The sequence below is a fragment of the Aquimarina sp. AD10 genome, assembly GCF_003443715.1.
GTDB lineage: Bacteria > Bacteroidota > Bacteroidia > Flavobacteriales > Flavobacteriaceae > Aquimarina > Aquimarina aggregata.
Window position 1 is genome coordinate 5934529 of record NZ_CP031965.1, and the last position, 24447, is coordinate 5958975.

18 protein-coding genes are annotated in these 24447 nt (G+C 32.8%); 12 read left to right on the forward strand and 6 right to left on the reverse strand.

The window, feature by feature from the left end; translation table 11 throughout:
* The first annotated feature begins 91 nt into the window (after positions 1 to 91).
* On the forward strand, positions 92 to 889 hold the full coding sequence (locus tag D1816_RS24790) for a Kdo domain containing protein (protein WP_233565241.1): 798 nt from the start codon (positions 92 to 94) through the stop codon (positions 887 to 889).
* Here D1816_RS24790 and D1816_RS24795 read toward each other — a convergent pair.
* From D1816_RS24795 to D1816_RS24805, 3 genes are all read right to left on the reverse strand, one after another.
* The gene (locus tag D1816_RS24795; protein ID WP_118506095.1) at positions 864 to 1631 is read right to left on the reverse strand and encodes a glycosyltransferase family 2 protein; all 768 of its coding nucleotides are present in this window, start codon (positions 1629 to 1631) and stop codon (positions 864 to 866) included. The genes D1816_RS24790 and D1816_RS24795 overlap by 26 nt on opposite strands.
* Before the next feature lie 91 nt (positions 1632 to 1722).
* Positions 1723 to 2787: a glycosyltransferase family 9 protein gene (locus tag D1816_RS24800; protein WP_118506096.1), complete on the reverse strand. Its 1065-nt coding sequence runs from the start codon at positions 2785 to 2787 to the stop codon at positions 1723 to 1725.
* Positions 2788 to 2857: 70 nt separating this feature from the next.
* A complete protein-coding gene (locus tag D1816_RS24805) occupies positions 2858 to 3673 on the reverse strand; it encodes a 2,3,4,5-tetrahydropyridine-2,6-dicarboxylate N-succinyltransferase (RefSeq protein ID WP_118506097.1) in 816 nt (271 codons plus the stop codon).
* Positions 3674 to 3803: 130 nt separating this feature from the next.
* Here D1816_RS24805 and ruvX point away from each other — a divergent pair, with 130 nt between their 5' ends.
* From ruvX to mazG, 11 genes are all read left to right on the forward strand, one after another.
* The gene (gene ruvX, locus D1816_RS24810; protein ID WP_066313680.1) at positions 3804 to 4214 is read left to right on the forward strand and encodes a Holliday junction resolvase RuvX; all 411 of its coding nucleotides are present in this window, start codon (positions 3804 to 3806) and stop codon (positions 4212 to 4214) included.
* A gap of 17 nt (positions 4215 to 4231) precedes the next feature.
* Positions 4232 to 4822 (forward strand): peptide deformylase, encoded by a 591-nt coding sequence (gene def / locus D1816_RS24815; protein WP_066313679.1) that lies wholly within the window; start codon positions 4232 to 4234, stop codon positions 4820 to 4822.
* Between the two features lie 84 nt (positions 4823 to 4906).
* On the forward strand, positions 4907 to 5326 hold the full coding sequence (locus D1816_RS24820; RefSeq protein WP_066313676.1) for a DUF5606 domain-containing protein: 420 nt from the start codon (positions 4907 to 4909) through the stop codon (positions 5324 to 5326).
* A gap of 202 nt (positions 5327 to 5528) precedes the next feature.
* Positions 5529 to 7169, forward strand: coding sequence for a CTP synthase (locus D1816_RS24825; protein ID WP_118506098.1), 1641 nt, complete (start codon positions 5529 to 5531; stop codon positions 7167 to 7169).
* A 90-nt stretch (positions 7170 to 7259) separates the two neighbouring features.
* The gene (gene yidC, locus D1816_RS24830; protein ID WP_118506099.1) at positions 7260 to 9149 is read left to right on the forward strand and encodes a membrane protein insertase YidC; all 1890 of its coding nucleotides are present in this window, start codon (positions 7260 to 7262) and stop codon (positions 9147 to 9149) included.
* A gap of 146 nt (positions 9150 to 9295) precedes the next feature.
* Positions 9296 to 9988, forward strand: a complete 693-nt coding sequence (locus D1816_RS24835) for a toxin-antitoxin system YwqK family antitoxin (protein ID WP_118506100.1) — start codon at positions 9296 to 9298, stop codon at positions 9986 to 9988.
* A 338-nt stretch (positions 9989 to 10326) separates the two neighbouring features.
* Positions 10327 to 13086 carry a sialate O-acetylesterase gene (locus D1816_RS24840; RefSeq protein WP_118506101.1) on the forward strand — a complete coding sequence of 920 codons (2760 nt, stop codon included), beginning with the start codon at positions 10327 to 10329 and terminating at the stop codon, positions 13084 to 13086.
* 185 nt (positions 13087 to 13271) lie between these two features.
* Positions 13272 to 14657, forward strand: a complete 1386-nt coding sequence (locus D1816_RS24845; protein ID WP_158597726.1) for a sialate O-acetylesterase — start codon at positions 13272 to 13274, stop codon at positions 14655 to 14657.
* Between the two features lie 193 nt (positions 14658 to 14850).
* Positions 14851 to 16038, forward strand: a complete 1188-nt coding sequence (gene mnmA, locus D1816_RS24850; RefSeq protein WP_066313669.1) for a tRNA 2-thiouridine(34) synthase MnmA — start codon at positions 14851 to 14853, stop codon at positions 16036 to 16038.
* Positions 16039 to 16110: 72 nt separating this feature from the next.
* Complete coding sequence (locus D1816_RS24855; protein ID WP_066313668.1) at positions 16111 to 17055, forward strand: nitronate monooxygenase family protein; 945 nt, start codon at positions 16111 to 16113, stop codon at positions 17053 to 17055.
* A gap of 8 nt (positions 17056 to 17063) precedes the next feature.
* Positions 17064 to 17837 (forward strand): nucleoside triphosphate pyrophosphohydrolase, encoded by a 774-nt coding sequence (gene mazG / locus D1816_RS24860; protein ID WP_066313667.1) that lies wholly within the window; start codon positions 17064 to 17066, stop codon positions 17835 to 17837.
* A gap of 50 nt (positions 17838 to 17887) precedes the next feature.
* Here mazG and D1816_RS24865 read toward each other — a convergent pair whose 3' ends face one another.
* The 3 genes from D1816_RS24865 to D1816_RS24875 all read right to left on the reverse strand — a co-directional run bounded on the left by D1816_RS24865 (position 17888) and on the right by D1816_RS24875 (position 24393).
* Positions 17888 to 21322, reverse strand: a complete 3435-nt coding sequence (locus tag D1816_RS24865; RefSeq protein WP_118506103.1) for a starch-binding protein — start codon at positions 21320 to 21322, stop codon at positions 17888 to 17890.
* Positions 21323 to 21616: 294 nt separating this feature from the next.
* A complete protein-coding gene (locus D1816_RS24870) occupies positions 21617 to 22180 on the reverse strand; it encodes a class I SAM-dependent methyltransferase (protein WP_233565240.1) in 564 nt (187 codons plus the stop codon).
* Between the two features lie 68 nt (positions 22181 to 22248).
* Positions 22249 to 24393, reverse strand: a complete 2145-nt coding sequence (locus tag D1816_RS24875; RefSeq protein WP_118506105.1) for a DUF349 domain-containing protein — start codon at positions 24391 to 24393, stop codon at positions 22249 to 22251.
* Between the last annotated feature and the right edge of the window lie 54 nt (positions 24394 to 24447).

Sequence of the window (24447 nt, forward strand, 5' to 3'; positions counted from 1 at the left end):
AAAAAGAGAACTTTTAATTCTTGTTTTAATTATGTAATGAACTTGATTTCTCTTCTTAAATAAGTACCTTTACACCATTATTTTGTAGCAAATGCAGAACAAGTTTATAGTCAATTCTTCTCAACAACATCTTGAGCCTACCATTAAGAATGCAATTCATAATTTTGAATACCATACCGAAATCCTAGGAGAAGGAGATCGTAATGTTATAAAAATTGTTGAGATCGAGGGTAAGAAGTATGCTATTAAATCATTTAAAATCCCTAATTTCATTAATAAGGTAGCATATCGGTTTTTTAGAAAATCGAAAGCTGAAAGGTCATACATATATGCGAGTACTCTATTGTCTAAAGAAATAGGTACACCATTACCGGTAGCTTATGATTTGTATATGACACCTTTCTTATTTAATAAAAGTTATTATGTAAGCGAGTTGGTAGCCTGTGATTTAACATATAGAGAACTTACCACAGATTTTAGTATTTCTGATCATGAAGCTATTTTGAGAGCTTTCACTCGGTTTACATATAAGCTCCACAAAAATGAAATTAATTTCTTGGATCATTCACCTGGTAATACATTGATAAAAAGAGTGAACGGCGACTATTTGTTTTATTTGGTGGATCTTAATCGAATGGAGTTCGGGGCAATGGATTTTGATACTAGAATTAAGAATTTTGCTAAGCTAACAATTCATAAGTCTATGATAGAAATTATGAGTAATGAGTATGCAAAATGCAGTGGAGAAGATGAAGAGAAGGTATTTAATCTTATGTGGACATATACTAAAGAATTTCAATATCGATTTTATCGAAAAATCAGAGTTAAGAAAAGAATATTCTTCTGGAAGAAAAAATATAAAACTATTTCTGGAAATTCTCCGATTTAATGCGTTCTCTTAATTTAATATACTTTAAAAACGTAAGGTTTGCTGTTTGAATACAAATAACAAGACCATTTAAACCGTCTAAGAATCCCAAACGTAAAATATAGGCCTTAAAAAAAGCCCAAGATGGATTAAATAGAATTTTCCATAAAGTTGCTTTTTTTCCAAGATCATAGTACGATTGTGCCGATATAGTCGAAAATTTTTCAATTTGTTGATTGTACGCCTTATATGTTGGGTAATTCCAATGTAATATATCTCCTTTTAATTTACCGCAGTTTTTAGGGGAGTACAATTTATAAGAATCGTGAGGGTTTATACCTTTCCATTCTCCTTTTCCTTTTTTAAAGACTCTTAATTTTTTATCGGGATACCAATCCGAATATTTAATCCATTGTCCACAAAAGTTATTAAATCGATTGGTATAATAACCATCATGTTCCCAGTTTGATTTTAGGTTGATTAACGAATGTTGGAGTTCTGGAGACAAAGCCTCATCACCATCTAAAGAGACTATATAATCGTATTTAGCTTGGGTAATAGCAAAATTCTTTTGTTCTTTATATCCTAGGAATTTTTGTTCTATAAAATTAGCTCCATATTTTTTGCAAATTTTAGCAGTATCATCAGTCGAAAAGGAATCGACAACAACAATTTCGTCAACAACTCCTTGAAGTGAAGCTAAACATTTTTCAATTTTTCTTTCTTCATTAAAAGTAATAATTACTCCAGAGAGTTTGATCATTCGATATTGTTTTTTTACTAAAATTTGGACAAAAATAACTATTTTTTGAAAGTATGAGATTGATTTGGATGCATATCATTTCTCATGAGTACTAGGTAAAGGTTTGTGTTAAGTAATTTCTAAGCTTAGGTATAATATATTCTGAAGAAAACTCTTGGTATAACTCAAGAGATTGATCTTTCATTTTTTTTGGTGAATTACCAACGTATAGTTCAGGTTTTATATCTATAAGGTGTATCGAATCGTTTTCAATCCCATCCTCAAACATATTCCAATCTTTTTTAATAATCCATGGTGAAAAAATGGTAAAGGTGGGAAGATTCAATGCTTTGGCCATATTAACGGCACCACCTTCATTTCCGATTAAAGCATCACAATGGGAAAGAATCGCTATAAAACCTCGTAAACTTTTAGCAAATACATCAAAATGAATATGTTTTTGAGTTTTGTAATTTGTAAGATTATAAATTGTTCGTGCATCCTTTTCCTGATTTGGCATATAATTAAAAAGGACATTTGCTCCAGTGGTCGAAACAATTTCATCAATTACTTTAGCCATGTATTTAAAAGGCAATGTTTTATTTGGGCTACTTCCTAAAACACTAATCATTATCAAAGGTTTGTTTTGAGTAATATGATTAGATTTTAAGTATTCGTTAGCTATTTGTTTCTCATCTTCGGTAAGAAATATTTTTGGTTTAATAATTTCAGAAGTTATTCTGTTTTCAGGAAAAACCAAACGAAGCCTGTTTTCAATTGCAATACTGGCGTTGGTAATAGGCTCAGATGCTCTATGAATTACTTGAGTATATATAAATTGAGTGTACCATTTGTAAAATGATACTCTTTTTGGAGCTTTAGAAAATAGTGAAATAAGATTACTTTCTAATTTTCCATAGGCATCAATAACTAAATCATATTTTGATTTTTTGATAGACACCAAAAAATGATAGAAATCAATCTTACTTTCACGATATTGATTTTTAAACTCTATTATTTTATCAAAAAAAGGATTTTCAGTCAATACAGGTCTAGTGCTAGAATTGACTAAATAATCAATAGTTGCATTGGGGTATTCTTTTCGCAATGCTTCACAAATAATAGTACTTGTAAGTACATCACCGATCATTTTTTGTTGAATGACTAAAATTTTCATGACTATCGATTAAAACAATTGAGCTCGTCCTAAAATATATTTAAGACAAGCTCATTATATCATACCTACATTAAACGGCAACATCGTATTCACGAAGCGCATCATTTAAAGAGGTTTTTTTGTCAGTACTTTCTTTACGCTTACCAATAATTAATGCACAAGGAACATTATATGACCCCGCTGCGAATTCTTTTGCGTAACTCCCTGGTATAACAACAGAACCGGCAGGTACTACACCTTTTCTTTCTACAGGTGTATCTCCTGTAACATCAATAATTTTTGTAGATGCTGTTAGTACTACATTGGCACCAAGTACAGCTTCTTTTTCAACACGAACACCTTCGACAACGATACATCTTGATCCAATGAAAGCATTATCTTCTATAATTACCGGAGCAGCTTGTAAGGGCTCTAATACACCTCCAATACCAACACCTCCGCTAAGGTGTACATTTTTACCTATTTGCGCACAACTTCCAACAGTTGCCCATGTGTCGACCATTGTTCCTTTGTCAACATATGCCCCTATATTTACATAGCTAGGCATTAAAATTGTACCCGGAGATATATAGGCACCATGTCGTGCGACAGCATTTGGGACAACACGAATTCCTTTGGCTTCATAATCTCTCTTTAAAGGAATTTTGTCATGGTATTCAAAAATTCCAGCCTCTAATGTTTCCATTTTCTGAATAGGGAAATACAATACGACTCCTTTTTTTACCCATTCGTTTACTTGCCATCCCCCTTCTACAGGTTCTGCTACCCTAAGTTCACCAGAATCAAGTAGGTTTACAACTTCTCGTATTGCTGCTTGAGTATCTGACTCTTTTAAAAGGTCTCTGTTTTCCCAGGCCTTTTCTATAGTTTCTTTTAGTTGGTTCATTGATTTATAAAATTTTCGTAAAGATAATAGCTTAGTTGGAAAATAAGTACGGATAAACCATATTTTAGGAAACCATTAATAAATAGAATGTTTATTTAGGATAATATCATATTTTTGCACAAAAATGTAAATGGCAAGAATATTAGCTATAGATTATGGAGGTAAACGTTGTGGGATCGCAGTTACCGATGAATCTCAAATTATTGCATCTGGATTAACCACGGTGGATACCAAAGAACTATTGTCTTGGCTAAAAGATTATGTGTCTAAAGAACCCGTAGAGCTCTTTATAGTTGGGGAACCTAAAAGATTACATGGAGAGCCGTCAGAAAGTGAAAAATTGATTAAACCATTTTTAGAAAAACTAAATAAAATGCTTCCTGATATTCCTGTTAAGAGAATTGATGAACGTTTTACTTCTAAAATTGCTTTCGATACTATGATTGCCAGCGGAATTTCGAAAAAGAAACGAAGAGATAAAGCATTAGTAGATCAAATAAGTGCCACGATTATACTGCAAGATTATTTGTATAATCTTTAAAACATTAAATAATAATTATGATACTTCCAATTGTAGCATACGGAGATCCTGTATTAAAGAAAAAAGCTAAGGAAATCGAAAAAGATTACCCGAAACTTGAAGAATTGCTAGAAAATATGTTCGAAACCATGTATAATGCTCATGGTGTTGGATTGGCTGCTCCGCAGATAGGGCTTCCTATTCGATTATTTTTGGTAGATGCAGAACCATTTTCTGAAGATGATGAATTAACAGAAAAAGAAGCTAGTAGTTTAAAGGATTTTAGGAAGGTGTTTATTAATGCTCAAATTATTGAAGAAACCGGAGAAGAATGGGCTTTTACCGAAGGGTGCTTAAGTATACCCGATATAAGAGAAGATGTTTTTCGCAAAGATACAATCAAAATAAACTACTTTGATGAGAACTTCGTTGAGCATACAGAAGTTTACGACGGATTAATAGCAAGGGTTATTCAACATGAATATGACCATATAGAAGGAATCTTGTTTACAGATAAACTATCTAGTCTTAAAAAACGTTTGATTAAAGGAAAATTAACTAATATTTCTAAAGGTAAAATTAATGCAGAGTATCGCATGCGTTTTCCTTTAATGAAAAAAGGAAGATAATATACTTTAAAAATATTTGTAGTAGTAATGTTTGATTTTTTGAAACGAACTACTGATATTTGCCAACTTTTGAAATAAATATTTATGGGCTTAGATAAAATATTAGCAATTTCTGGAAAACCAGGTTTATATGAGTTAAAAACACAAACTCGTAGTGGTTTTTTAGCTGAATCCCTATTAGATGGGAAAAAAATATCAGTAAGTATACGTCATAATGTAAGTATTCTTAGTGAAATAGCAATTTATACCTTTACCGAGGAAGTTCCCTTACGTGATATTTTTAAGAAGATACAAGATAAAGAGAATGGAGAACAAGCTATAAGTCATAAAGAGCCCAAGAATAAATTAGAAGCTTATTTTAGTGAAGTGCTTCCTGATTACGATGAGGATAGAGTATACACTAGTGATATGAAAAAAGTTATTCAATGGTATAATATTTTACAATCCAAAGGAATGACAGATTTCTCAGAACCAGAAGATAAAGCATCAGATGAAGAAGAGTAGAATATAATTTTATATAAAAAAATCCTGTCAATAGACGGGATTTTTCTTTTTGTAGAAGTAATAAACTGATTCTTAGTTTTTTGAATTGTTAAAGAAATCTGAATAAGTTCATGAATATTGCTTGGTTTTCAATGCATCAATTCATGACTTCTTTGTACTTTTGCGCAGAATTTAAATGCAACATACTAATAGTTAAGTATACATGTCTAATACCAAATATGTTTTTGTAACGGGAGGTGTTTCTTCCTCTTTAGGAAAAGGGATTATAGCAGCTTCATTAGCAAAACTGCTACAAGCGAGAGGGTATAGAGTTACCATTCAAAAATTGGACCCCTATATCAATGTTGATCCAGGAACACTAAATCCATATGAGCATGGAGAATGTTATGTTACTGATGATGGAGCAGAAACAGATCTCGATTTAGGGCATTATGAAAGATTTTTAAATAACCCAACATCTCAAGCTAATAACGTGACCACAGGTAGAATATACCAAAGTGTTATCGAAAAAGAAAGAAGAGGAGAGTTTTTAGGAAAAACAGTTCAGGTCGTACCTCATATTACCAATGAGATAAAAGAAAGAATTCAGATTTTAGGAAAGAGTGGTAATTATGACATTGTAATTACAGAAATTGGAGGAACAGTAGGTGATATTGAATCTCTTCCTTATATAGAAGCAGTACGACAATTAAAATGGGAATTAGGAGATACTAATGCTCTGGTCATACATTTAACGTTAATACCCTATCTTTCTGCTGCAGGTGAGCTAAAAACTAAACCTACGCAGCATAGTGTAAAAACTTTGATGGAGAGCGGTATTAAAGCAGACATTTTAGTATGTAGAACAGAGCACGAACTGTCTGATGATTTAAGACGAAAGCTAGCACTATTTTGTAATGTACGACAAGAGGCGGTGATCCAGTCAATAGATGCATCCACAATTTATGATGTGCCTAATTTGATGTTAGAAGAAGGGTTAGATGCTGTTGTCTTAAAGCAATTAGTATTAAGAGATGATAACGTTCCTAATCTTGAAAATTGGAATAAATTCTTGCAACGACATAAAAACCCAAAATTTGAAGTAACAGTAGGACTTGTTGGTAAGTATGTAGAATTACAAGACTCCTATAAATCAATTTTAGAAGCTTTTATTCATGCTGGAGCAGAAAATGAAGTAAAAGTTAATGTAGTTAGTATTCATTCAGAATATATTGATGATGCTACCATTAGTGAAAAAATAGCACATTTAGACGGAATATTAGTCGCTCCAGGATTTGGAGAGCGCGGAATCGAAGGTAAAATTAAAGCAGTTCAGTTTGCAAGAGAACACAAGTTGCCATTTTTTGGAATTTGTTTAGGGATGCAAATGGCAGTGATAGAGTATTCGCGAAATGTATTGGGCTTAAAAGATGCTTGTTCTGTAGAGGTTGATGAAAATACTTCTAATCCCGTAATTGATATTATGGAGGAGCAAAAAAGTATCACCGATATGGGAGGAACAATGCGTTTGGGAGCTTGGAACTGTGAACTTGTTGAAAACAGTAAAGTTTTTGAAGCTTATGGTGAAACTATGATTTCAGAACGTCATCGTCATCGCTATGAATATAATAATAAATATAAGGAGCAGTTAGAGCAAGCTGGACTAAAAACAACAGGAGTGAATCCTAAGACAGGTTTGGTAGAAATAATAGAAGTTTCTGATCATCCTTGGTTTGTTGGGGTGCAGTATCATCCAGAATATAAGAGTACTGTGGCTAATCCTCATCCTTTATTTATAGCTTTTGTAAAAGCAGCTGTTGTCTATTCTAAGAATAAGAAAAATGCCAAAGTGTCACAGGGGTAGTGATTGGCTAGATAATTGACATTAAAATGATACAAATAACCTTAAAAGCCTTCCTGATGATTCAGATTAAGGCTTTTTATACATCAATACATGGAAGAAAAGAAATTTGACCTTAATTCAATAATAGGGTTTGCACTTATTTTTGGAATCGTAGCATTTATGTTTTATACGAATCAGCCGACTCCAGAAGAAATAGAAGCACAAAAAGTAGCAAAAGAACAAGCTGAAAAAGAAAAAACATCAAACGAAGATACTACCGCAACAACTGACTTTGTAACAGAAAGCGAAGCTATTGTAGTAAATCCTCAAGATTCTGTAGCACTAGCAGGAGCAAAATCTCAATTAGGAGCATTTGCATACTCAGCAAGTTTACCATCGGCAAAAGATGAGTTTACAAAAATTGAAAATGAAGTATTAAGTTTAAAAATAAATAACAGAGGAGGATACATTTCTGAAGCACTTTTAAAGAATTTTAAAACATATGATTCGGTTCCTGTGTATCTTATTAAAGATGGTAAAAATGCATCTTTTAATCTGAACTTTGGGACTACAGATAATAGAATTTTAAATACAAAAGACCTGTTTTTTGAACCTAAAATGTCTAAAAATGGTGAGAATACTATTTTATCTATGAAACTTAAGGTTTCTGATTCTAAATTTTTAGAATATAGATATGAGTTGAAACCAAACGATTATATGGTAGATTTTACCATTAGATCTCAAGGACTACAACAAGTTATTAATAGTAGTCAAACGATTAATCTTGATTGGAAACTTCAAGGAACAAGACACGCAAAAAGTGCATCATACGAAAATAGATATACAGATATACATTATGAATATGACGGAGGTAAAGATAGTTTTACTGGACAAGGAGAATTTGATGATGATCAAGAAGAAAATGTTACTTGGATAGGCTTTAAACAACACTTTTTTACATCTATTTTATTAACTGATACAGCATTTAAAACGGCTTCGTTTACATCAAAAAACATAGCGAGCAAGAGTGAACTTGATGATAAAGATATTAAGGTAACTAAAGAGTTTGCAGCCTCAATGCCATTAGAGCTAACGGCAGGGGAGCTAAATTATAATATGGACTGGTATTATGGTCCTACAGATTATAAAATTTTGGATGGTTATAATAGAAATCTAGACGAAATTGTACCACTTGGTTGGGGAATTTTTGGAGTTATTAATAGATATCTATTTATACCATTTTTTGGGTTCTTAAGTGGGTTTTTACCTTACGGAGTGGCCATTATAGTAATGACTATTATTGTCCGTATCATATTGTCTCCAGTTACTTATAAATCGTATTTGTCTCAGGCAAAAATGAAAGTATTGCGTCCTGAGATTACAGAAATCAATGAAAAGCATAAGGATAATGCCATGAAAAAGCAACAAGAGACTATGGCGTTGTATGGTAAAGCAGGTGTTAATCCTATGAGTGGTTGTTTGCCAGCTTTAATGCAAATCCCTGTGTTTTATGCATTATTCAATTTCTTTCCAAGTGCTTTTCAATTAAGACAAAAGAGCTTTTTATGGGCAGATGATTTATCAAGTTACGATAATATAGCACAATTACCATTTGAAATCCCCTTTTATGGAGACCATATTAGTTTATTCCCAATATTAGCGTCGGTAGCGATATTCATTTACATGACAATGACAACTGGGCAAACTATGCAAACACAGCAGCCAGGGATGCCAAATATGAAATTCATTATGTATCTGTCTCCATTAATGATGCTATTTTTCTTTAATAACTATGCCAGTGGATTGTCATTATATTATTTTATTTCTAACTTAATTACTATTGGTATTATGTTGGTCATCAAAAATGTAATAATTGATGAAGATAAAATTCATGCAAAAATTCAAGAGAATAAAAAGAAACCTAAAAAACAAGGTAAATTTCAGAAGAAGATGAAAGAGTTGATGGAGCAAGCAGAACAACAAAAAAATAATAAGAAATAGAATTATATTAACATTATGTTATAAAAAGCTCCAATTTTGGGGCTTTTTATATTTAAAATTTATCTTTATCATTAGGATTTTATAATATTGGTATACTTTTTGGAATTTACATCCGTTGAAATAATGTTCCAAATCAATTAGTAATTATGCGAAGTAGATTTTTATTCTGTATTTATTTTTTTACATGTATTTCTGTGGTTGCTCAGAAGTACAACAATTATGACGCTGAAGGAAAAAGACATGGACAATGGCAAAAAAAGTTTCCGAACAGTAACCAATTAAGATATGAGGGGACTTTTGAACATGGTAAGGAAATAGGTGAGTTTAAGTTTTATAAGCCAAGTGGAGGTAAAAACCCTACAGCGATAAAAACATTCTCCTCAAAAAGCGATACTGTAGTGGTGAAATATTTTACCCAAAAAGGAAAGGTTATCAGTGAAGGTAACATGATTAATAAAGATAGAGTTGGATTATGGAAATATTATCATAATGGATCCGATAAAATCATGATGACCGAGAACTATCGTTTGGGTAAATTACATGGAGAGCAACTTACTTATTTTGAAAATGGTAAGCTCACAGAAAAGAATACTTATGCCGATGGAAAAAGGGAAGGGAAAAGAATAATTTATTCTGAAGATGGAATCGTTATTAAAGATTTTACCTACGAAAATGATAAATTACATGGTCTTACCAAGTATTATGATACAAAAGGAGTTCTTATTATAGAAGGTAATTATAAAAGAAACCAAAAAAATGGTATCTGGAAATATTATGATAACGGAAAATTAAAAGAACAAAAGAAATTCCCATTGCCTAAAAGTGGTGCTAATAACTAACTTTTAAAACTAAATAAAATATAAAAGCCTCAAATTCATTTGAATTTGAGGCTTTTATATTTTATGAATCATTTTAGGAGTTTTCTATGAATTTATGGCTGGTATAGGGATATGTATTGTATTGTTATGCCTTACTTTAATAATGCTAAAAAATTAACATATTTTATATAAATATAGAGATATGTTTTATTCATTTAAACATACGTTATGGTTCAAATATAAATTTATATGCAGTTTTATAGATGTTTAAGAATTTTGATTAAAATTTAGAAATAATACAATAGTCTAGTCGGGAAAAGACTAATTACAGATTACCAATAAAACTAAATAACAGATTTATGATAACAATAAGGGAAATTTCAGAATCTTTCTGGTTAAAAAAGATGATGAGAATATTACTATTAACATTAAGTTTTTGCTATACTGTTGCTACAGCGCAACAATCCACTTATAAAGGATCAAATAATATACCTTGCATAATTGAAGCTGAAAATTATGATACAGGAGGAGAGGGTGTTTCATATCATGATGTTAATAAAGGAGAAGCAGATAAAGTCGCTAACTATAGAACAGGAGAAGATGCAGGTGTAGAGATTGAGCCTAAAGCAAATAAATCTAATGGTCATATTGTTGGTTGGACTAGCGATGGTGAATGGCTAGAATATACATTTAATGCAAAAGATAAAGGAAGCTATACAATATCGATTATGGCCACTGCTAGGAATGTAGGGTCTAAAGGATTTCAATTATTTATTGATGAGAAAAAAATATCATCAAGAATAGAAGTAAACCCAAAGGCAGGTTGGTTTAGTGAATGGAAAGAGTATAAAGTAAATACTAAAATAAAAAAAGGTAAACATGTACTTAGATTAGAAATTTTTTCAGATGATAAGTATGCAATTAACATAGACTATATTGAGTTTGTTTCTAAAAAGGAACCCGCACAAAAACAATTTTCTGTAACCAATTTTATTAGAGATAATTCTGTTTTACAACGTAATTCAAATGTTAATATATGGGGTAAAGGGAAACCCGGAAGTATTGTAACAATAGAACCAGAATGGGGAATCGCTGCTACTGCATTAGTTAATAATAGTGGCGACTGGAAAACTAAAGTAGCAACCAAAGAAGCAGGGGGACCATATAAATTGGTCATAAAAGATGAGAATCAAACGTTAACCTTTAGCAATATACTTTTAGGAGAAGTTTGGGTGGCTTCTGGGCAATCTAATATGGAGTTACCATTAAAAGGATGGGGAGCTGGCGGTAGTGTGAATAATGCAGCTACAGAAATAGCAAAAGCAAATTTTTCAAAAATTAGAATTTTTCAAGTAGAACGAAATGCTTCTTTTGATCCAAAATATGAGGCTAATGGTATATGGCGTATATGTAATCCAACTAATGCCAATAATTTTTCTGCTGTAGCTTACTTTTTTGCTAGAGAATTATATAATAAATTAAATGTCCCAATAGGAATAATTCAGGCGACTAAAGGAAGTTCAAAGGCCGAAGCATGGACATCTACTGATGAATTGAAAAAAGTTGTAGGTTTTGAAAATATAGAAAGAGATTTAACACGATCTAAAACCAAAAATAAGCCGTATACATTGGATTATATAAATGATGATACCAAACAATTCGAAACACCCGCTGCATTATTTAATGGTATGATCTCTCCGATTAAGTCATATACTATAAAAGGTGTAATTTGGTATCAAGGAGAATCAAATTCTGATAATCCAAAACTATATAGTTCAATTTTTCCTGCTCTTATTCAGTCATGGAGAAAAGCATTCAAGAGTGAAGAATTACCGTTTTATTATGCTCAAATTACACCATTTCAGAATTATGATAATAATAAACATAATAGCTACGAGGTTAGAGAAGTTCAATTTATGGGGAAAGATATACGTAACACCGGAATGGCAGTTACTTTAGATCTTGGTGATCGATGGAAAATACACCCAGGTAATAAACAAGATGTAGGTAAACGATTAGCACTTTGGGCTTTAGCTAAACAATATAATTTTAATGAGTTAATATATTCTGGACCGATTTATAAATCTGCAGAATTTGAAAACGGAGAAGGGAAATTAAAGTTTAATAATATTGGAGATGGACTTAAACTTAGTAAAGGACCAAACAATTTTGAAATTTCTGGTATAGATGGTGTTTTTCATAAAGCTGATGTGGCTATAAATAATGATGTATTAGAAGTTTCATCTAACGAGGTAACAGATCCAACACAAGTGCGATATGGATGGTCAAATTGGGTAGTCCCTACATTGTATAATATGGATGGTCTACCAGCATCATCTTTTAGAACATATACGGCTTTTGTTTTTTCAGAAAAATATAAAATAGACGAAGGTGCCAAAGTAATAAAAGTGCCTTTAGGACAAGAGAATATCACAATAGATAAATTTTTAAGTAATCTATCAACAATCAAAGGCGCTACATGTAAAGTTGTAGATGTAAATGGTAAGACTCCCACAGGAAAAATGTCCAGTCAATATAGAGTTTTATCAATAATGAATAATGGTCAAGATTCTAGATATTATAATGTTATGTTAGGAGCGTTAACTAATTTGTCTGAACGACGACCAGTAGCAAGTGATGCTCCCACTAGAAGTGTGGCTAAAATACAGGCTATAACTACAACTCAAGTTATCGAAGAAGAATCGAAAGATTTAGATATAGCGAATAGAGAAAATATAAGTATCCGCGCCTTGAGTAATAATTTATATGTTAGTTCAGAAAATGGACTTAGACCAATAACCTGCAATCGAACTAAAGTTGATATTTGGGAACGATTTAGTATAGAGTCAGTAGGTGGAGGAAGAGTAGCTATTAAAGGAAGTAATGGGTCATATTTTAGTTCTGAGGACGGACTTAAGCCGATGAGATGCAATCGAAAAAAAGCAGAGGCTTGGGAGGAATTTACTCTAGAACCTCTAGGAGGAGATTTGTACGCTATTAAAGGAAATAATGGAGCGTATGTGAGTCATAATAATGGAAGTGTAGAAGGACTAACATGTAATAAATCTATAGTAGGTGATCAGGAGAAATTTATTATTAAAGATGCCGCTTCCAAGTAATGACAATTGGTTGTTATATAAAATATTTGATCATAAAATGTAAAGAACAACAATAGATGATGATCTCTCACTTTTTAAGATGCAAATTGTTATTAAATCAATTGGTTAAAAAAACAAATGTTACAATTTTGTTTTGTTTATTGATTGTGATTCCTTCGGTATCACAGACATTGTCAGTCACAAATTTGATTAAACAAAACGCTGTTTTACAACGTAATACTAATGTTAATATCTGGGGAGAGGGAACACCAGGTAATTTGGTCACTATTACTTTAGGTAACGAAAATAGTGTTACCACAAAAATATCTGATAAAGGTAGTTGGAGTGTGAAAATTCCGACAGGAGATGCGGGAGGTCCTTATACATTAAATATTAAAGATAAAACAAAAACGTATAATTTTGGAGGAATTTTATTAGGAGAAGTTTGGCTTTGTTCTGGTCAATCTAATATGGGAATGCCTATGAAAGGATGGGGGGCAGGAGGTACCATCGTTAATGCAAGTCAAGAAATTAGTGCGGCAAACTTTCCTAAAATAAGAGTCTTTAGAGTAGCTAAAAAAGCATCGTACTTGCAAGAGAAGGAAGTTTTTGGTGAATGGGTTATTTGTAACCCTGATAATGTTAAACATTTTTCAGCGACAGCCTATTTCTTTGCAAGAGAACTATATAAAAAACTAAATGTACCTATAGGTGTTATTGTTGCAGCAAGAGGAAATTCTAAAGGCGAAGCATGGACATCAAGTAATTCTCTCACTGCTATCAATGGTTTCGAGAACGTTATGGCTGATTTAGAAATTGCTAAACAAACACCAAATACAGGGAAGTATAAAATAGATCACATTAACAACGGTCAACAGGGGTTTAATACTCCAGGAGCAATTTATAATGGAATGATTTATCCAGTTACACCGTATACTATAAAAGGGGTAACATGGTATCAAGGAGAAAATAATTCTGGTGATGGTATTCAATATCGAGACATACTTAGAAATTTAATTACTGAATGGAGAACTGCATTTAAAAATGTAAATATGCCGTTCTATATAGCACAAATTACACCATATGAGTATAATGTAAATGCAAAATCTCAAGAAGTAAGAGAAGCTCAATTTTTAGCACAAAATATTCCCGATGTAGGTACGGCTGTTTTATTAGACACGGGTGAACGAAAGCAGATTCACCCTAGTAAAAAACAAGAAGCGGGCATGAGATTAGCGTTTTGGGCTTTAGCTAAACAGTACAATCAAAATGTAGCGTATTCAGGTCCTACTTATATATCGTCAGAATTTGAAAACGGAAAAGGAATTCTTAAATTTTCGCATAACAAGGGCTTAAAAATTACAGGTGACGGTAATTTTGAGATAGCCGGAGAAAATGGCGATTTTAAAAAAGCAAACGCTATTGTAAAAAACGGAACCATCGAACTAACTTCCTCTACTGTTCCTAATCCAACTCAGGCAAGGTATGCATGGTTTAATTGGGTAGAGGCGACCTTATTTAATGGTGATAACTTACCAGCATCATCATTTAGAACAACTGTGCCAGGAATCCCAAAGTCTACTATAAAATAAGACATGATAAAACGTATTCTATATGTAGAATATCCCTTGTATTTTTAAATCTAATATTGGGTTTTACATATTCTTTTATCAAGCTATTCCAAAAATTAGTTAAAGTAGACTGTCTCTAAAGTATTTACTTATTACTTTTGCAAAATAATTTTAAAAAGACTCTGTAAGAGTTTATAAAAGAAAGGAATTTTTGATGAAGAGAGTAATCGTAGGATTATCAGGAGGAGTTGATTCTAGTGTTGCGGCTTATTTGCTTAAAGAACAAGGTTATGAGGTTATTGGCCTTTTTATGAAAAATTGGCATGATGATTCCGTTACTATTTCTGATGAATGTCCATGGTTAGATGATAGTAATGATGCATTATTGGTAGCAGAAAAGTTAGGAATACCATTTCAAACGGTTGATCTTAGTGAACAATACAAAGAGCGTATTGTCGACTATATGTTTCATGAGTATGAAAAGGGACGTACACCTAATCCTGATGTATTGTGCAATAGAGAAATTAAATTTGATGTTTTTTTAAAAATAGCGTTATCTCTTGGAGCTGATTATGTGGCTACTGGACATTATTGCAGAAAAGAAACAATTGTAGAAAATGGAAAAGAAGTACACCGCTTGTTAGCAGGAAAAGATCCAAATAAAGATCAATCTTACTTTTTATGCCAATTATCACAGGAGCAACTGGCAAAAACGCTGTTTCCAGTTGGAGAATTGCTAAAACCAGAAGTTCGTGAAATTGCTGCAGAACAAGATCTTGTTACTGCAGATAAAAAAGATTCTCAGGGATTATGTTTTATAGGAAAAGTACGCTTGCCAGATTTTCTTCAGCAGAAGTTAAAACCTAAAGAAGGTAATATTGTTGAAATACCGGCTTCAGAAGATAAATATACGCGTGTCATACCTGAATTTGAATCTAAAAAAGAAGAATTAGAATTTCTCGCAACAAAATACCAATATGCCATTGATGAAGGAAAAATAGTTGGTAGACATCAAGGCGCACATTACTATACAAAAGGACAACGTAAAGGATTGGCGGTAGGAGGAACTCCAGAACCACTTTTTGTAATTGAAACAGACGTAAATACAAATACTATTTATACAGGACAAGGTAAAAGTCATCCGGGACTATATAGAAAAGCGTTGTTTATTTCAAATGAAGAATTACATTGGGTAAGAGAGGATTTAGCTCTAAAGGTAGATGAAGAACTTCAGGTTATGGCAAGAATACGCTATAGACAACCATTAGATAAAGCTACATTGCACCAAATAGATTCGGGAATGTACGTGGTTTTTGAAAATGACCAAAGTGCAATTACAGAAGGTCAATTTGTGGCTTGGTATATAGATGAAGAATTGGTTGGGTCTGGTGTAATTTCGTAACTTGTACATCTTATAATTTTATACTAAACCCCAAAGGTGACTTACCTCTGGGGTTTTTAAAGAAAAATATAAATGAATAAAATCAAAGAATTATTTCATATACAATACCCGATTATCCAAGGAGGAATGATATGGGCAAGTGGTTGGAAACTAGCAAGTGCTGTTAGTAATGCTGGTGGACTCGGACTTATAGGAGCTGGATCAATGTATCCGGATGTTTTAAGAGAACATATTCAAAAGTGTAAAAAAGCAACGGATAAACCATTTGGAGTTAATATTCCTATGTTGTATCCTAATTTAGAAGAGATTATTCAGATTATTCTTGATGAAGAGATTAAAATAGTATTTACATCTGCAGGTAATCCAAAAACATATACAAAGTATCTCAAAGAAAAAGGAATTACTGTAGTACATGTGGTAAGTAGTTTAAAATTTGCTTTGAAAGCACAGGAGGCTGGAGTAGATGCAGTGGTCGCTGAAGGTTTTGAAGCAGGAGGCCATAACGGTAGAGATGAAACTACAACACTTGCCTTAATCCCAATGGTAAAAGAACAGATTACAATTCCTTTAATTGCAGCAGGAGGTATTGCGACAGGTACGGCCATGTTTGCAGCTATGGCGTTGGGTGCAGATGGGGTTCAAGTAGGAAGCCGTTTTGTGGCAAGTCATGAAGCTTCATCTCATATAAACTTCAAAAATATGGTGGTAGATGCTAAAGAAGGAGACACGCATCTTACTTTAAAGGAACTGGCCCCTGTTAGAATGTTAAAAAATAAATTTTATCAAGATGTTGCTGAATTGTATAGTAAAGGTACTACTATAGATGAATTAAAAAATTTACTAGGTAGAGCAAGAGCTAAAAAAGGTATGTTTGAAGGAGATTTGGTAGAAGGAGAATTAGAAATAGGTCAGGTCTCAGGTATAATTCACGATATTAAACCAGCTGGAACGATAGTTCAAGATATGCTTAACGAATTTGAAACTACCAAAAATCGAATGCAAAACGTTACTATTTAAACCATATTATGAACTCAAGAGAAAAGCAACTTAAGGCATTTGATAGATTATTAACTATTATGGATGAGCTCAGGGAGCAATGTCCTTGGGATAAAAAACAAACACTAGAATCGTTAAGACACCTCACAATAGAAGAGACTTACGAATTAGGAGATGCAATTCTTGACAATGACCTTGATGAGGTTAAAAAAGAGCTAGGTGACCTATTACTGCATATTGTATTTTATGCTAAAATCGGTAGTGAAACAAATGAATTTGACATAGCAGATGTGGCTGATGGAATTTGTGAAAAACTAATCAATAGACATCCACATATTTATGGAGATGTTACAGTAAATGATGAAGAAGATGTCAAGCGTAATTGGGAAAATCTTAAACTCAAAGAAGGAAAAAGTAGTGTTTTAGAAGGAGTGCCAAAATCATTACCTGCACTAGTTAAAGCAAGTAGGATTCAGGATAAAGTTGCCGGTGTTGGTTTTGACTGGGAAGAGCCTCAGCAAGTATTCGAGAAATTAAAAGAAGAGCTTGAAGAGCTGCAACATGAGGTAAAAGTTCAGGATCAAAATAATATTGAAGCAGAATTTGGAGATGTATTATTTTCCATGATTAATTATGGGCGGTTTCTTAATGTAAATCCAGAAGATGCTTTGGAACGCACAAATAAAAAATTTATTAAACGATTTCAATATCTTGAAAGTAAGGCAAAAGAAAATAATAAAGCATTAGCAGATATGACACTTGCCGAAATGGATGTTTTTTGGGAAGAGGCTAAAAAAATGTAATAAGTCTTCCATAAGATAAATTTATGGAAGACTTATAGATAAAAGGGGGTTTAATACACTGCTATTTTTTTTGTTTGAGTTTTACCATCGATTGTTATTTTGAAAAAATAAACACCAGATGTTTTTAAGATATTTTCTCTATTAAGTTCATAGGTATGTCGACCTTGATCCATTACTTTGTTTAGTATTATTTCAGAAGCGCCATATACATTCGTGATCGCAATACGAACATTACTTTTTTCTTTTTTAGTAGACCATTCTAAAGTAGATTTCTGAGTTATTGGATTTGGATAAATGATAGCCTTAGTTGTAGGATCAAGATTTTCGAAATTATCCGATTTATTGGTAATCGGTCTACTATCAAACCAAGAACCATTATAATACCAACCTTCCGTACATCTATTAAGATCTTCGGTCTTGGATGCCCCGTTGTTACTGAAAATAAAGTTGGAACAATTAGTGTTTTGTAATGTATATCGGTACCAGCCATCGATATCGGCAGTCATTAATTGACCTGGCCATGATGTAGAAGTTCCTGATGGAGTAGCGTTCCAAAAATAAATAGATGGAGATGTGTAGGTGTCTGATTTGAAGTAAACTGTTAAATTTTGATTTTGATTTTCTTCAGGATTACTGTCATACCAAATACCATTGTAATACCATCCGTCTCCACATCTATTTAAATCAGTAGTTTGGTTTGTTCCATTTGCGCTAAATATAATATTAGAACAAGTTACACCACTAAGGGTGTATGTATACCATCCATTTCCAACGGCTGTCATTGATTGTCCGGGCCAAGAAGTTGAAATGGCAAGGGGAGTAGTGTTCCAGTAGTAAACACTTGGGTTGTCTAACGTACCTTTATAATGTACAGTCATTGTATTTTCTGATGATGTAAACGTATATGTGTTACTAAGGATGTCAGAAGAAAGACCTTCAGAATCATATGCTATTGCCCTAATAGTAGTGTCAGTAGTAAGCGTTATAGGTGTTGTGTATCTCGTTGAAGTGGTATTAGGTTCATCTCCATTCGTTGTATAATATATTTCTATATTTTGTGAATCGTTATCTGTGGCGATTAGTTCAACCCTAACTGTTTCCCCTAGATTGAAAGAGCCACTGCTAGGTGTAGCTGATATTGTAGGAGGTGTATTTGTGGTAGTTCTTGGATCAGTGTCATACCATATACCATCTGCGTACCAACCATCTCTGTTTCTTGAGAGGTCATCAGTTTTGGCACCACCATTATCATTAAATAATAAATTGGTGCTTTCCACTCCAATAAAAATATATTCATACCAATCTGAGTTATCAATCCTACTCATTTGAGGACCTGGCCAATTGCTAGATGGTAGTGTATTTGGAGAAGTATTCCAATAATGCACATTTACTTGAGACCAAGTATTTGGTTTCTTAAAATATACATGTAAACCTTCTATTGGACCAATAGTAAAGTTTTTGATATTAATCTGAGATGCAGTACCATTTTTGTCATAAACGATAGCTTTTATAGTAGTTGAAGTGTCAATACTAAACGAACTGGAATATTTTGTACTTGATGTATTTGGTGTCGTTCCATCTGTAGTGTAGTAAATTTGATAGGGAGCTCCGGCTCCTCCGACGCCTTGCATTGTAACTTGAATGGGAGTTTCAGAATTTGAAGAAACGGGATTAATAATGACTACAGGGTCAATTGGGCCATTGATACAATTTTCAAAAAAACCACCTCCGCAGCCTCCTATTAATCCAGGACCATTTAATACATAAATACCTGCAGAACCGGAGGTAACTGTGAAATTTAAAACACCATTTTGAGCAGCTATTTCACGACCCGTAACAGCATCACGATATAAACCATTAGACATTCCTGAAATAGAAAAAGAAGCATTACCATCTTTAGCAAGTCCAACAGCAACTTCACTATTATCATGTACTCTTCTGTATGCAACTGCATTTCCCGGAGCATCTTTCCAACTCCACGCGCCTTTTTGTAAAGCAGGTACTGCTTTGCGAATAGCATTTAACTTTTTGATATGTTGATAGATTTTATGATTTGGAGCTTGATCCATTACATCTCCATAATATGCTCTTCCGGTTTTGTTAATAGATTGTTGAATTCCTGAGGCATCATGAATGTCATTAAATTCACCTGCTTTAAATCTCATTTCTGTTCCATAGTACACTGTCGGAATTCCACGCCAAGTGAACATGAAATTCATACAAGCGGCAAGATTTTCATCCGATCCACCGTATCTTCTATTCCAATCATTATTAGGTCCAAAATCATGATTATCTAACCAAGTGACTAAAGTAGATGGGTCACTATATAAATGATCGTATCTTGCAGCAGCCTTTACTGTAGGAAATGATTGCCCTTCTTCAAAAGATCCGTGGAAAGTAGCTTCTCCAAAAAAGTCTATTACAGCTAAGTCCAAGGGTTGAGAGTTGTTAACATCACCTCTCCATGTATAATAATGCGGGTTTGTTTCCTCAACAGGGTGCAATTCATGACGTTTTTGAGCGACTTCTCCAAAAATAAATAAATCTGGATTTATGGCTTTAAAGGCATCATAAAAGTATATGATATCTTCTCTACTCATATGCTTAACAGTATCCCACCTAAAAGCATCTACTCCCATATTAATAAATCTTGCATAAGCATTAACTAAGTACTCGCGAACTACCGGACTACTTGTATTAAGATCTGGAGTATCACCAGCTAATGCTCTATTCTGTAAGTTTTCAACATCATCGAAACCTTGAGCGAAACCATTTCCTGAATGATGATACCAATCTGGATCAGAGGTATCTACATAATTTTCTTTGCTAGGAAAGTTAAAGGCAGCTAAGTTTTGATTGTATGGAGGTGGCATTTTAGCCAAATTAGCTCTACTCCATAGCAAACCATCTTCAGGATTAGGGGTTAATCCGTCGTATTCCCAATTTGGATTATCTGGAGCATGCCAAATAGCATCAGGGTTGGTATTGTATTTTATTTCAGCTACATCTTTAATTCCAAATCGACCAGCATGATTCGTGACTACATCAAGAACTATTTTCATATCTCTGCTATGAATTTCATTAATTAAATCTTGAAAGGTCGCTCCTGGTGATTCTAATCTCGGATCTACTCTAGTGAAATCCCAAGCATGATAACCGTGATAATCTAATGGACTTCTATTATGAACTATAGGGGTAATCCATATTGCAGTAAACCCTAAATCTTTGATGTAATCTAGTTTTTGAATTAAACCTTTAAAATCACCTCTCCATGTTACGTCATTTGGATCTGTAATGTCTGGGTTAATAGTTGGGTCTGGATTGTAAGATGACCATTCTGTTGGAGCATTATTATTTGGATCACCATCAAAAAACCTTGTTGTCATTAAGAAATAGATGGTTTCTTCTCTAAAATCAATTTGACTATTTAAGGATATCGGTAAAAGATATGTCATCACAAAAATAGTGAGTAGTAGTTTTTTCATTTGTATAAGCCTTATTTGTCTCCAGATAATTTGCGCAAGAAATCACTGAAAAGATTAAAATTACGTTTGTGTTAATTAATTTAAGATATCAATGAGTATATCTTAATTTTTTAATATTATAGTTAGTGATTTAGTAATTTACATGAAGTTGAAAGACTATTTTTTACTTTTGACAAACGAAAACGTTTGCGTGTTGATAAACAGTAGATAAATATTTATTTTGACTAGTATAAGAACTTAATCTAGAGAGTGAGTAAAGGTTTGATTTTTAGTGTATTGAAATTTTATTAGAAACTATTTCTGGAAAACTATAATTTTATCAGAGATAGTAACACTGATAAAACCATATGTTTTCTGAATCCAGTTTAAAGTCTCACTGGTGTAAAAAAAGACATGGGTAGAGTCGTTTTTGTACCACCATGAGGTAAAATCAATTGATGATTTAAATAAGTTCGTTTTGCAGTATAAGGAACCGTTCTGGTTTAGTAAAGAGTAAAGAAGCTTAAATTCTTTGGCGGGATCGTAAAAATGTTCCATCACTTCACAACAAATGATATAATCATATTTTGCGGATAGGGCATTAGTATTGGGTGTAAAAAAAGGATCATACATCGTTATTTGATATCCTTTTTTGCTTAATAATGAAGTTACTATTGGACCACTTCCTGATCCAAAATCTAAACCAAAATGATTAGGGTTATAATCATTTTCTACAGCTTGTATTATTGGGGATACAAATTTTTTATAACCAAGATCATTAATGTCATTGTGATGTAATTCATATCTTTCCTTTTCTTGCTCAGGAGTCAGATAGTGGTCTTTATGAAGTACTATTGCACGGCAAGTCTGGCATCTCAAGAAAATTCGTTTTCGTAGTTTAGAAAACAATATAGTTTCTGAACCACAAAGGGTACATTGCATATGAATTACAGTTGCTTAATTTTTTTCAATTTCGCTTTCCATACTTCTAGACTATCCCTATGCTTTTCGATATTTTTATGAACTTCTAGTACCAGAGGATTGTCATCTTTAGCGTTCTTAAAAAACTGAAGATTGTTTTCTAATTGTCTTATTTCACCATTAACTTCATCGATTTTCTTACGAATAAAATTTTGTTCATTTCTTAAAGCACTGTCATCGCTTTGATTTGATAATGAACTTAGTTTATTTTCATACTTAATCATCTCAGTTTCTTGACGACTTAAATTGAGTTGTTGAAAAAGCCCATCTAAAGCTTTGTTATATTCTGACTCAATATTTTTCTTTTTATAAGGAACTCTTCCAAGAGTTTTCCATACAGATATATTGTCTTTTATCGTCTTAAGATCAGCTGCAGGATCACCAGAAAGTTTAAGATCTTTAAGTGCTTCTATATGTGATTGTTTCTTTTCAAGTGAGACAAGTTCTTCTTTATTGGCTTCATTTCTTTCTGCATGTATACGATCAAAATATGAGTTGCAAGCATCTTTAAATCTTTTCCAGATCCTATCACTATCCTTACGCGGAACATGTCCAATTTTTTTCCAATCTGCCTGAATTTTTTTCATTAATGGAGTAGTAACCGAAAAATCATCGCTATCCTTATTATCCTCGGCTATTTGGATAAGTTCCATTTTCTTATTTAGATTAAGAAATTGTTCTTTCTTTAATCCTTTGTAGAAAGCATTTTTATTTCGATTAAAATCTCTAACTGCCGATTTAAATTCACTCCAAGTTTGTTCATTTACATAAGACGGGACTTTACCTGCTTTAAAGAACTCTTCTCGTAAAGCTTCAATTTCTTTAATCTTTTGTTGCCAACCACTATGATTATTGGGACTTGTTTTAGCGACTTCTACTATTTGTGCTATAATAGCTCGTTTTGTTTCTAGATTAACTTCATAAACTTTATCCTGTTCTTTGAAAAACTTTTGTCTGTTTTCATGAATTTGTTTAGTAAGGGCACTAAACTTTTCCCAAATAGGTTCACGATATTCTTTTCCAACAGGACCTAGATCTTCTTTCCACATTTTGTGAAGCAATTGTAATTCTCTAAATGCTCTGTTTACATCGGTTTCTTGTGCAAGTTCTGTAGCACGTTCTATAATCTTGAGTTTTTGTTCTAAGTTATGTTTAAAGTCAAGATCTCTAAACTCTCGATTTAAATGTAAAAAATCATAAAAATTTTCTGTATGATGATGATATGTATTCCAAACAGTATTGTATTTGTCTCTTGGAATAGGACCAGCATTACGCCATCTTTCTTGTATGCTTTTGAAATGATTATATGTGGTGTTGATATTTTCGTCAACATTTAATAGACCTTTTAATTCATCTATTAATTCCAGTCTTCTCTTAAGGTTTTCTTGAAGATCTTTTTTAAGATTTTGATAATAAGCATTACGCTTTTCTTTATAATCAAAATATACAGAATTGAATTCTTTTTTTATAGGAGTAGAGTAATAAAAATCAATAACATTACCACCTTCAGCTAAAAACTCTTCTTTTTTCTGTTCTACTTCTTCATTAAATTTTTCATTAAATTCAGTTTTAATCTCTTCGACATGTTCTTTGATTGCCTGAATTTTTTCATTTTTAACCAAGATGCTCAATTCCTTGATTAATTGTTCTTTTGTCATAGCATGATAATCTTTCTTCTCGATATCATGTCTTTCTTGGGTGGTTTCGTCCTCACTATGTTCTGCAACCGCCTCATCCATTTGATCTTGAACTTCATCATTCTTAACGTCAGAAACTTCTGTAACGTCGTCATCTTTACTTTTTACAGCATCCGTTTGAATATCCTGAGTTATAGCATCGGTTATTTGAGGGTTAGCAGCTGTTGATGTAGAATCAAGATCAGAAACTTCTGATTCTTTTGGCTCTTCAGGAGTGTTCTCAAGAGTATTTTCTACTTCGGATTTTTCTATACTTAGCTGTTCTTCCGAAGATTCTTTGCTAATAGTATCTCCAGTATCTAAGGGGGTCGCCGGAGCAGATTCAGTAGTGTTAACTTCAGAATTTTCTTTCAAAATCTCGGCCTTATTATCCTTCTCTCCATCTGCCTTAGGCAGGTTATCACGTGTTGACATTGTGTGAACGTTTTTATTGGTCTAAGCATTAATCAATGACTAAGATACTAACAT

What these genes read in the sequence shown, in the direction of transcription:
- D1816_RS24790 (WP_233565241.1), top strand. Translation starts at nt 92, where the DNA reads ATGCAGAACAAGTTTATAGTCAATTCTTCTCAACAACATCTTGAGCCT.
- D1816_RS24795 (WP_118506095.1), bottom strand. Translation starts at nt 1,631, where the DNA reads ATGATCAAACTCTCTGGAGTAATTATTACTTTTAATGAAGAAAGAAAA.
- D1816_RS24800 (WP_118506096.1), bottom strand. Translation starts at nt 2,787, where the DNA reads ATGAAAATTTTAGTCATTCAACAAAAAATGATCGGTGATGTACTTACA.
- D1816_RS24805 (WP_118506097.1), bottom strand. Translation starts at nt 3,673, where the DNA reads ATGAACCAACTAAAAGAAACTATAGAAAAGGCCTGGGAAAACAGAGAC.
- ruvX (WP_066313680.1), top strand. Translation starts at nt 3,804, where the DNA reads ATGGCAAGAATATTAGCTATAGATTATGGAGGTAAACGTTGTGGGATC.
- def (WP_066313679.1), top strand. Translation starts at nt 4,232, where the DNA reads ATGATACTTCCAATTGTAGCATACGGAGATCCTGTATTAAAGAAAAAA.
- D1816_RS24820 (WP_066313676.1), top strand. Translation starts at nt 4,907, where the DNA reads ATGGGCTTAGATAAAATATTAGCAATTTCTGGAAAACCAGGTTTATAT.
- D1816_RS24825 (WP_118506098.1), top strand. Translation starts at nt 5,529, where the DNA reads ATGTCTAATACCAAATATGTTTTTGTAACGGGAGGTGTTTCTTCCTCT.
- yidC (WP_118506099.1), top strand. Translation starts at nt 7,260, where the DNA reads ATGGAAGAAAAGAAATTTGACCTTAATTCAATAATAGGGTTTGCACTT.
- D1816_RS24835 (WP_118506100.1), top strand. Translation starts at nt 9,296, where the DNA reads ATGCGAAGTAGATTTTTATTCTGTATTTATTTTTTTACATGTATTTCT.
- D1816_RS24840 (WP_118506101.1), top strand. Translation starts at nt 10,327, where the DNA reads ATGATAACAATAAGGGAAATTTCAGAATCTTTCTGGTTAAAAAAGATG.
- mnmA (WP_066313669.1), top strand. Translation starts at nt 14,851, where the DNA reads ATGAAGAGAGTAATCGTAGGATTATCAGGAGGAGTTGATTCTAGTGTT.
- D1816_RS24855 (WP_066313668.1), top strand. Translation starts at nt 16,111, where the DNA reads ATGAATAAAATCAAAGAATTATTTCATATACAATACCCGATTATCCAA.
- mazG (WP_066313667.1), top strand. Translation starts at nt 17,064, where the DNA reads ATGAACTCAAGAGAAAAGCAACTTAAGGCATTTGATAGATTATTAACT.
- D1816_RS24865 (WP_118506103.1), bottom strand. Translation starts at nt 21,322, where the DNA reads ATGAAAAAACTACTACTCACTATTTTTGTGATGACATATCTTTTACCG.
- D1816_RS24875 (WP_118506105.1), bottom strand. Translation starts at nt 24,393, where the DNA reads ATGTCAACACGTGATAACCTGCCTAAGGCAGATGGAGAGAAGGATAAT.